This is a genomic window from Umezawaea sp., from assembly GCF_057122925.1.
Genome location: NZ_DBNGPQ010000072.1, coordinates 1 through 10512, shown reverse-complemented (window position 1 = coordinate 10512; position 10512 = coordinate 1). Strand labels below are relative to the sequence as shown.

General features: G+C 74.7%; 2 protein-coding genes. Both read right to left on the bottom strand.

Annotation, left to right across the window (positions count from 1 at the left end):
- On the bottom strand, positions 1-952 hold a 952-nt coding region (locus tag AC156L_RS16165), incomplete at its 3' end, for a beta-ketoacyl synthase N-terminal-like domain-containing protein (RefSeq protein ID WP_484406978.1).
- Positions 953-972: 20 nt separating this feature from the next.
- Positions 973-10512: SDR family NAD(P)-dependent oxidoreductase (locus tag AC156L_RS16160; protein ID WP_330878885.1), on the bottom strand; the 9540-nt coding region annotated here is incomplete at its 5' end.

Sequence of the window (10512 nt, the reverse complement as noted above, 5' to 3'; positions counted from 1 at the left end):
GTTGTTGGGCGAGGCCGTTGGGGGCGGTGAGGCCGTTGGAGGCGCCGTCCTGGTTGACGGCGCTGCCCCGGATGACGGCGAGGACGCGGTGGCCGTTGCGGCGGGCGTCGGACAGCTTCTCCAGCAGCACCAGGCCGACCCCCTCCGCGGCGCCCATGCCGTCGGCGTCGGCCGAGAACGCCTTGCAGCGACCGTCGGCGGCCAGCCCGCGCTGCTTGCTGAACTCCACGAACACCGACGGCGTGGACATCACCGTCGCCCCGCCCGCCAGTGCGAGCGTCGACTCGCCCGACCGCAGCGACTGCGCGGCGAGGTGCATCGCGACCAGCGACGACGAGCACGCCGTGTCGATGGTCACCGCGGGCCCCCCCAGGCCCAGCGTGTAGGCCACCCGGCCGGACACCACGCTGCCGACGTTGCCGGTCAGCATGTGGCCCGACGCGTCGGCGGAACCGGCCGCGAGCGCCGCGTAGTCCATCCCGGCCACCCCGGCGAACACCCCGGTCGCCGTGCCGCGCAACGAGGTCGGGTCGATGCCCGCGTCCTCGATCGCGTGCCACGACGTCTCCAGCAGCAGCCGCTGCTGCGGGTCCATCGCCAGCGCCTCGCGGGGCGAGATGCCGAAGAAGTCGGCGTCGAACCCCGCGACGTCGTCCAGGAAACCGCCGTGCCGCACGTAGCTCGTGCCGGGGTGGTCGGGGTCAGGGTCGTGCAGCCCGTCCAGGTCCCAGCCGCGGTCGGCGGGGAACTCGCCGACCGCGTCACCGCCCTCGACCACCAGCCGCCACAGGTCCTCAGCCGACCCGACCCCGCCAGGGTACCGGCAGCCGACGCCGATGATCGCGATCGGTTCGGTGAAGCGGCCTTCCGCGTCCCGCAGCCGCTGTCGCACGTCCCTGGTCTCAGCGATCGCCTTCTTCAGGTACTCCCGCAGTTGCCGTTCGTCGGCCACGTCTCAGCTCCTCAGCGCTTTCACGGTGTCGTGTCGTCCAGCAGGCGGAACAGCTCCTCGTCGCTGGCGTCGTCGAGGTCGTCCGCGGGTACGGCCCCGGTGAGCTGCTCCCACCGGCCGCGCAGGAAGCGCACCCGGTCCGCCACCCGTTCGTCGGTCGCGGTGGTCTCGTCCAGCGCGGACAGGAACCGGTCCAGATCGGCCAGCAGCGGCTCGACCGGGTCGGCGTCCGGCGGGGCGAGCTCGGCCAGCAGGTGCGCGGCCAGCGCCTCGGCGTTGGGGTGGTCGAACGCCGCGGTCGCGGGCAACCGCACCCCGGTCGCCGTGGCGAGCCGGTTGCGCAGCTCCACCGCGCTCAGCGAGTCGAAGCCGAGGTCGCGGAACGCGCGGCCGGTCGGCACCGCCGTGCCCGACGAGTGCCCGAGCACGACCGCCGTCTGCTCGCGCACCATCGACGTGAGCAGCTTGACCCGGTCGGTGGCGCTCAACGCGGCGAGCCGGTCGACCAGGCCGCCGGTGTCCGACACCGCCGACGCCTTGCGCAGCGCGGGCCGCACGAGGTCGCGCAGCAGCGGTGCGACGGGCCCGGAATGGGCGGCGAGGTCGAGGCGCGCGGCGACGAGCACCGCGTCGGACGCGCCGTCCGCGGCGTCGAGCAGCGCCAGGCCGTCCGCCGTGGCCAGCGCCGTCATGCCGCCGCGGGCCATGCGGTCGAGGTCGGTGCCGGTGAGTCGTGCCGTGGTGCTGCTGCGCTCCTCCCACAGCCCCCACGCCACCGAGGTCGCGGCCAGGCCCACGGACCTCCGGTGCTCGGCCAGCGCGTCCAGGAACGCGTTGGCCGCCGCGTAGTTGCCCTGGCCGGGCCCGCCGAACACGCCCGCCGCCGACGAGAACAGCACGAAGGCGGACAGGTCGGCGTGCCGGGTCAGCTCGTGCAGGTGCCACGCGCCGCGGGCCTTGGCCGCGAACGCCCGCGCGACCTGGTCCGGCGTCAGCTCCTCGACCACGCCGTCGTCGACCACCGCGGCGGCGTGCACCACGGCGGTCAGCGGGTGCTCGGCGGGGATCGCGTCGAGCACGGCGGCCACCTGCGCGCGGTCCGCCACGTCACAGGCCACGACGTCCACGTGCGCGTCCAGGCCCGTCACGTCGGCGGTGCCGCCGCGGCTGAGCAGGACGAGCCTGCCGACGCCGTGCGCCGTGACGAGGTGCCGTGCCACCACAGCGCCCAGCGTGCCGCTCGCGCCGGTGACCAGCACGGTGCCGGACGGGTCGAGGGCTCGGGGGAGCGTGAGCACGACCTTGCCGACGTGCTTGGCCTGGCTCAGGTGCCGCAGCGCCTCCGGTGCGCGCCGCACGTCCCAGCAGGTCGTGCGCGGCGGTCGGAGCGCTCCCCGGTCGAACAGCGCGACCAGTTCCCGCAGCATCTCCCCGATCCGGTCCGGTCCGGCCGCCGACACCAGCTCGTACGGCCGGTAGTCGACCCCCGCCGGGGTCTCGGAGCGCAGGTCGGTCCTGCCCATCTCCAGGAACGTCCCGCCGGGCGCGGTCAGCCGCAGCGAGGCGTCGAGGAACTCGCCGGTCAGCGAGTTGAGCACCACGTCGACGCCCCGGCCTCCGGTGGCCGCGCGGAACCGCTCCTCGAACGCGAGGTCGCGGGAGGAGGCGACGTGGTCGGCGGGCAGGTCCAGCGCGGACCACTTCGCCGGGGACGCGGTCGCGAACACCTCGGCTCCCAGGTGCTCCGCCAACTGGGTCGCGGCGGTGCCGACCCCGCCCGCGGCGGCGTGCACCAGGATCGACTGGCCGGCGCGCAGCCCGGCCAGGTCGACGAGCCCGTAGTAGGCGGTCAGGTAGACCACCGGGATGGCGGCGGCGGTGGTGAAGTCCCAGCCCCGCGGCATCGGCGCGAGCAGCCGCCGGTCGGTGACGGCCGCGGACCCGATCGCGTCGCGGAACATCCCGAACACGCGGTCGCCGGGCGCCAGGTCGGTCACCTCGGCCCCGACCTCGAGCACGACACCCGCCGCTTCGCTGCCGATCGTGGCGTCCGGGTCCGGGTAGAGGCCGAGCACGACCAGGGTGTCGCGGAAGTTGACCCCCGCCGCCCGCACCGCGATCCGGACCTCGCCGGGGGCGAGGGGAAGCCGGTCCCGCGGCTCGGCGGTGAGGTCGTCGAAGCTCCCGTCCACGGCTTTGGCCAGCACCCAGTCGGAGTCCTCCGGCAGGACGACCTCACCGGCGCCGTCCGCCTTGTGCAGGCGCGCGGCGAGCACCACGCCGCCCCGCACGGCGACCTGCGGCTCACCGGAGCCCACCGCGCGCCGGACGGCGTCGGGGTCCACGTCGCCGACGACGTCGAGCAGGGTGAACCGGTCCGGGTGTTCGGCCTGCGCCGAGCGCAGCAACCCCCACGCCGAGGCCGCCACCGGATCCGTCGTGACACCACGGCCGACCACGACGAGGCGGGGTTCGCCGACGCGGTCCTCGGCGAGCCAGGACCGCACCACGCCGAGGAGGTCGAGGACACCGGCCTCGGCCTCGGCGGCGAGGTCGCCGGACCGTGCCGGGAGCACGTGCAGCACCGCTTCCGCGACGTCCGGGTCCACGGCGCCCAGTGCCGTGGCCAGGTCGGGGTCGCCGACGACCGCGAGGCGCTCCGGCCCGGCCTGCGCCTCCACCGGGACCCAGCGGACCGCCAGCAGCGGGCCGGCCTTCCCCGGACGCGGACCGTCCACGGACATCGGCCTCAGGCGCAGCGAGCTGATCTCCGCGACCGGCTCGCCGGTCCCGTCCGCCGCCTGGACGGTGATGCCGCCCCCGCCGTCGGGGCTCAGCCGCACCCGCAGGCTCGTGGCGTCCACCGCGTGCAGGACCGCCGAACTCCAGGAGAACGGCAGGTTCTTCCCGCCGCGCTGGTCCTCCGGCAGCAGGTCGCCCAGCGCCAGCGGGTGCAGCGCGGCGTCGAGCAGCGCCGGGTGCAGGCCGAAGTCCGCGACCTGGACGTCCCCCGGCAGCCGCACGTCCGCGAAGACCTCGTCGCCCCGCCGCCACGCGGCGCGGACACCGCGGAACGCCGGGCCGTAGGAGAGCCCGAGGTCGCTGTAGCGGTCGTACAGGTCGTCCACCGCGACGGCGGTCGCGCCCGGAGGCGGCCACGCCCGGAGGTCCGCCGCCGCCGTGGGACGGGACCCGCCCAGGGTCGCGCTCGCGTGCCGCGTCCAGGGCGAGTCCTCGGCGGCGTCGTCGGGACGCGAGTGGCACACCAGTCCGCGCGTCCCGCCGGGGGACGGCGGGTCCACCACCACCTGGATCCGCACACCGCCGTCGGGCGGCAGCACCAGCGGCGCCTCCAGCGTCAGGTCCGCCACGACCGGCGCGCCCGAGTGCCAGGCGAGGTCGAGGAACGCGGTGCCCGGCACGATCACCGTGCCGTCGACGGCGTGGTCGGCCAGCCACGGGTGCGTCCGCGTCGAGACCCGACCGCTGAACAGCAGACCACCGTCGGCCAGCGCGACCGCCGCGCCGAGCAGCGGGTGCTCCGCGCCGACCAGGCCCACCGAGCCGAGATCACCCGCGCCGCCGCTGGGCGCCGCCCAGTACCGCTCGTGGTCGAACGGGTACCCCGGCAGCTCCACGCCGCCGCCCTCGCCGAACCACGAGGCCCACGCGACCGGCAGCCCGTGGTTGTGCGCGCCCGCCAGAGCCCTGGCGAACCGCGCCCGCCCACCCTCGCCGCGGCGCAGCGTGGGCAGCGCCACCGCGTCCGGCAGCGTGCCGTCCACCGCCGCCGCCAGCACCGGGTGCGGACTCACCTCCAGGAACACGGTGTGCCCCGATCCGTCCAGCGACCTGATCGCCTCCTCGAACCGCACCACCTCGCGGAGGTTGCGGAACCAGTAGGCGCCGTCCATCCCGCTGCCGTCCTGGAACGTCCCGGTGACCGTCGAGCAGAAGGGGATGGCGCCGGGCGCGGGGGCCACGTCCCGCAGCGCGGCGTCGAGGCGGTCGCGCAGGCCGTCCATCATCGGCGAGTGCCCGGCCGTCCGGATGCCCTTGATCATCCTGGTGCGCACGCCGCGAGCGCCGAGCGCCGCCTCGTACTCCTGGAGCGCGGTGAGCTCGCCGGACACGGTGACCACGTCCGGGGCGTTCACCGCCGCGATGGACAGCTTGTCGCGCCAGGGTTCCAACGCCTCCTGCGCCCGCTCGGCCGGCAGCGTGACGCTGAGCATCCCGCAGGGGCCGGTCAGGTCCACCAGCGCCGCGCTGCGCTCGACCACCACGCGGACCGCGTCCGCCAGCGTCAGGATCCCGGCGACGTGGGCCGCCGCCACCTCGCCCTGCGAGTGCCCGACCACCGCGTCCGGCTCCACGCCGTGTGCGCGCCACAACGCCGCCAGCGCCACCATCGTCGTGAACAGCACGGGCTGCACCACGTCGACCTCGTCCAGCGGCACCCCGTCCACCAGGGTGTCGGCCACCGACCAGTCCAGGTGGCGGGAGAACTCGCGGTCGCACGCGGCCACGGCGTCGCGGACGACCTCGGACTCCGCGATCAGGCCCGTCATCATGCCCGGCCACTGCGTTCCCTGCCCGGGGAACACGAACGCCACCTTCGCGCGTCCGTCCGCCGTGCCCGTGGCGACGTCCGGGTGCGGCACCTCCGCGGCGAAGGCCTCCAGCGCCGCGCGCAGCCCGGCCTCGTCGTCGGCGAGGAACGCGGCCCGGTGCGGCAGCGCCGCCCGCGCGGCGGTCGCCCGTGCGAGGGCCGCGACCGGCGCGTCCACGTCCAGCAGCGCCTTCGCCTGGTTCCGCAGGGCTGTCGGGGACTTCGCCGACAGCAGCACCGGCGCCAGGCGCGGTTCGACCTCGGGAACGGGTGCCGGCTCGGTCTCCGGCGCCTGCTCGACGATCACGTGCGCGTTCGTGCCGCTGATCCCGAACGACGACACGCCCGCGCGCCGGACCCGTTCGCCGCGCGGCCACGGCACGGTGTCCACCGGCAGCGCCACGGCACCAGCCGACCAGTCGACGTGCGGCGTGGGGGCGGTGGTGTGCAGCGTGCGGGGCAACGCCTCGTTGTGCAGTGCCAGCACCATCTTCAGCACGCCCGCGACGCCCGCGGCGGCCTGGGTGTGGCCGATGTTGGACTTGATCGACCCGAGGTGCAGCGGGTGCTCCCGGTCCTGCCCGTAGGCCGCGATCACCGCCTGCGCCTCGATCGGGTCGCCGAGCCGGGTCCCGGTGCCGTGCGCCTCCACCGCGTCCACATCGGACGGTCGAAGGCCGGCGTCGGCCAGCGCGGCCCGGATGACCCGCTGCTGCGCCGGACCGTTGGGCGCGCTCAGCCCGTTGGACGCGCCGTCCTGGTTCACCGCGCTGCCGCGCACCACGGCGAGCACGCGCCTGCCGTTGCGCACCGCGTCGGAGAGCCGTTCCAGCAGCACGACCCCGACACCCTCGGCGAAGCCCGTCCCGCTCGCGTCCTCGGAGAACGCCCGGCACCGACCGTCCGAGGACAGCGCGCCCTGCCTGCTGTAGTCCAGGAACAGCGTCGGGGTGGACATCACCGTGGCGCCGCCCGCCAGCGCCAGGGAGCAGTCGCCGTCGCGCAGGGCCCGAACCGCGAGGTGCAGCGTCACCAGCGACGAGGAGCACGCCGTGTCCACGGTGAGCGCGGGCCCCTCCAGCCCCAGCGCGTAGGACACGCGGCCGGAGACGACGCTGCCCGCGTTGCCCGTGCTGCGGAAGCCCGCGATCTCCTCCGGCAGCTCACCCGCCCCTTGCAGGTAGTCCTGGTACATCACGCCGGTGAACACGCCGGTCGCCGAGCCGCGCAGCGACGTCGGGTCGATGCCGCCGTGCTCGATCGCGTGCCACGTGGTCTCCAGCAGCAGTCGTTGCTGGGGGTCCATGGCGAGCGCTTCGCGGGGGGAGATGCCGAAGAACGCCGCGTCGAAGTCGGCCACGCCGTCGAGGAAACCGCCCTGCCGGACGAGGTCGCCCATGCCGTCGAGGTCCCAGCCGCGGTCGGTGGGGAAGTCCTCGACCGCGTCCCGCCCGTCGAGCAGGAGCCGCCACAGGTCGTCCGGCCCGTGCACACCACCGGGGAAGCGGCAGCCGATGCCGATGATCGCGATCGGCTCTCCCGCCGCCCGCTCCGCGACGTGCGCCTTCTTCGGCGTGGCGTCACCGAGCAGCTGCTCGGCGAGGTGCCGGGCGAGCACCTCCGGGGTGGGGTGGTCGAACACCAGGGTCGCGGGCAGGCGCAGCCCGGTCGCCTCGGCCAACCGGTTGCGCAAGGTCACCGCGGTCAACGAGTCGAAGCCGAGGTCGCGGAACGGCTGCGTCGGGTCGAGGGCGTGGCCCGTCGGGTGGCCCAACGCGGTGTTCGCGTGGTCCTCGACCAGTTCCAGCAGGACTTCCCGCGGGTCACGGCCGCGCAGCCGCGCGGCGAGGTCCGACTCCACCACCGGGGTGTCCTCGGACGCCCGGCGACGTCCCGCGGTCGGCACCAGCCCTTCGAGCAGCGGCGGGACACCGCCCGCCCGCAGGCGGCGCGCGTCCAGGCTCAGCGGCAGCAGGACGGGCTGCCGGGCGCCCAGCGCCGAGTCGAACAGCGCGAGCCCGTCCTCGGTGCCCAACGGCCGCAACCCGCTGTCCGCCAACCTTTCCCGGTCGCCGTCGGCCAGGTGTCCGGTCGTGCCGGTCGCCTCCGCCCAGAGCCCCCACGCCAGCGACGTGGCCGGGAGACCCCGGTTCACGCGGTGGTGCGCGAACGCGTCGAGGAAGGCGTTGGCCGCGGCGTAGTTGGCCTGGCCGGGACCGCCGAACGCGCCCGCGGCGCTGGAGAACAGCACGAACGACGCCAGGTCCCCGGTCGCCGCGTCCAGGTTGAGCGCCCCCTGGACCTTCGGCGCCAGCACGGTGACCAGCTGCTCGTCGGTGAGCCCGGCGAGGGTCGCGTCGCTCAGCACACCGGCCGCGTGCACCACGGTGCCGAGCGGGTGCTCCGCCGGGACCTCGCCCAGCGCGGCGGCGAGCTGGTCGGCGTCGGCGACGTCGCAGGCCACCGCGCGGGCGTGCGCGCCCAGGTCGGCGAGCTGCTCGGCGAGCGCCTCCGGCCGGGTGCGGCTGAGCAGCAGCAGGTGCTTGACGCCGTGCCGCGTGACGAGGTGACGCGCGAGGTGCCCGGCGAGCACCCCGCCCGCTCCGGTGATCAGCACGGTCCGGTCCGGATCGAGGGGCGCGGGCTCGGGTGCGGCCACGCGCGCGAGGCGCGGCACGGAGACCAGACCGTCGCGCACCGCGATCCTCGGCTCCCGCGTGGTGAGAGCGTGGTGCACGGCGGCTGCCGCGTGGTCGAGTCCGCCGTCCGGCAGTTCCACCACGGTGAACAGTCCGGGGTGCTCGGCCTGCGCGGTGCGCGTCATCCCCAGCAGGGCCGCGGTCACCGGGTCCGCCCGCTCGTCACCCGTGACGAGGACCAGCGGGACCTCCCGGTCGAGCCAGGACCTGAGCGTCCGCAGGTGGTCGCGCAGCCGTGCCGTCACGACCTCGCCGACGTCACCGGCACCGGTCGGGTGGCACACCAGCAGCACCGCGTCGGGCTTCCGCTCGACCGATGCGGCGGCGTCGACGTCCGGCCAGGTGCGCACCGCGACCCCGGAACGGGCGAGCGCGTCCGCGAGCGCCTGGTCGCCGATCACGTCGTAGGAGGTGCCGGGGGGAACGGAGGGGAGCTGCCCGGTCGGCGTCCAGCGCAGGTCGAACAGCGCGCCGCGCCGCGCGGCCGACGGTGTCGTGACCGGGCGCAGCCGCAGGCCCTCGATGGTCGCGACCGGTGCGCCCGCCTGGTCGGCGACCGCGAGGGACACGGAGTCGGCGGCGTTCGTCGTCAAGCGCACGCGCAACCGGGTCGCGCCGACCGCGTGCAGGCAGGCGCCGGTGAACGAGAACGGCACCAGCACCGGCCCGTCCTCCTCGCGGCCCAGCGCGAGCGGGTGGAGCGCGGCGTCGAGGAGCGCGGGGTGCAGTCCGAAGTGGAGGGTGTCGGTGCCCTCGGGCAGCGCGACCTCGGCGTAGGTGTGCACGCTGTCGCGCCACACGTCACGCACGCACTGGAACGCGGCCCCGTACTCCAGGCCGTGCTCCGCCAGTTGGTCGTACAGACCCTCCACCGGTACCGGTTCGGCACCGGGCGGAGGCCAGTCGACCAGGTCGACACCGGCGCTCGGCAGAGGCGCCAGCGAGCCGGTCGCGTTGTGCGTCCACTCCTCGCCCTCGACACCGGTGTGCACGAGGACGGTGCGGGAACCGTCCTCCTCCGGCGCTCCGATCCGCAGGCGGACCCTGGTCGCGCCCTTCTCCGGCAGCACCGCGGGTGCGTGCAGCGTCAGCTCGGCCACGGCGAGGTCACCGCTCGCGGCCCACACCAGCTCGGTGATCGCGGTGCCGGGCAGCAGCGCGGTCCCGTCCACGGCGTGCTGGTCGAGCCACGGCTGCGCACCGGGGTCGATCAGTCCGGTGTGGACGGACGAGCCGTCCGGGAGGTCGACCTCGGCGGTCAGCAGGGGGTGGTTGACCGGCCTCTGCCCGGAGTGGACGGCGTCGGTCCGCACAGCCCTGGAGAGCCAGTGGTGTTGGTGTTGGAAGGGGTAGGTGGGGAGGGTGGGTGGGGGTGTGGTGGGGGGTGGTGTGGGCAGGGTGGTGGGGGTGCCGGTGGTGTGGGTGTGGGCGAGGTTGTGGAGGAGTTGGGTGTGGGGGTGGGTGTGTTTGTGCAGGGTGGGTGTGGTGGTGGCGGTGGGCAGGGTTGTGGTGGTGGGGGTGGTGAGGATGGGGTGGGGGCTGGTTTCGATGTAGTGGGTGTGGTGGTGGTTGTGCAGGGTGGTGAGGGTGTGGTGGTAGCGGACGGGGTTGCGGAGGTTGTCGTACCAGTAGGTGGGGGTCAGCGTGGTGGTGTCGAGTTGTTGGGTGGTGAGGGTGGAGTAGAAGGCGGTGTGGCTGGGTTGGGGGGTGATGGTGATGTCGAGCAGGGTGTCTTGCAGGACGGTCATGTGGGGGGTGTGGGAGGCGTAGTCCACGGGGAGGAGCCGGTTGTGCACGCCTTGGGTGGTCAGGGTGGTGAGGAGGGTGTGGATGCCGTCGGGGGTGCCTGCGACGACGGTGGCGGTGGGTGAGTTGTAGGCGGCGATGTGGACTTCGGGTGGGAGGAGTGGTTGGAGTTGGTCGGCGGGTAGGTCGACGGAGGCCATGGCGCCGGTGCCGGCGATGGAGAGCAGTGCTTGGGCGCGGTGGGCGGAGATGAGGGCGGCGTCGGTGAGGGTGAGTGCTCCGGCGATGTGGGCGGCGGCGATTTCGCCTTGGGAGTGGCCGATGACGGCGTCGGGGTGGACGTCGTGGGATTGCCAGACTTTGGCCAGTGCGGTCATGACGGTGAACAGTGCGGGTTGGACGATGTCGACGCGGTCGGCTGGTGGTGCGCTGGGTGATTGGCGTAGGACGTCGATGACGGACCAGCCGGTGATGGGGAACAGGGCGGCGTCGCAGTCTTCGAC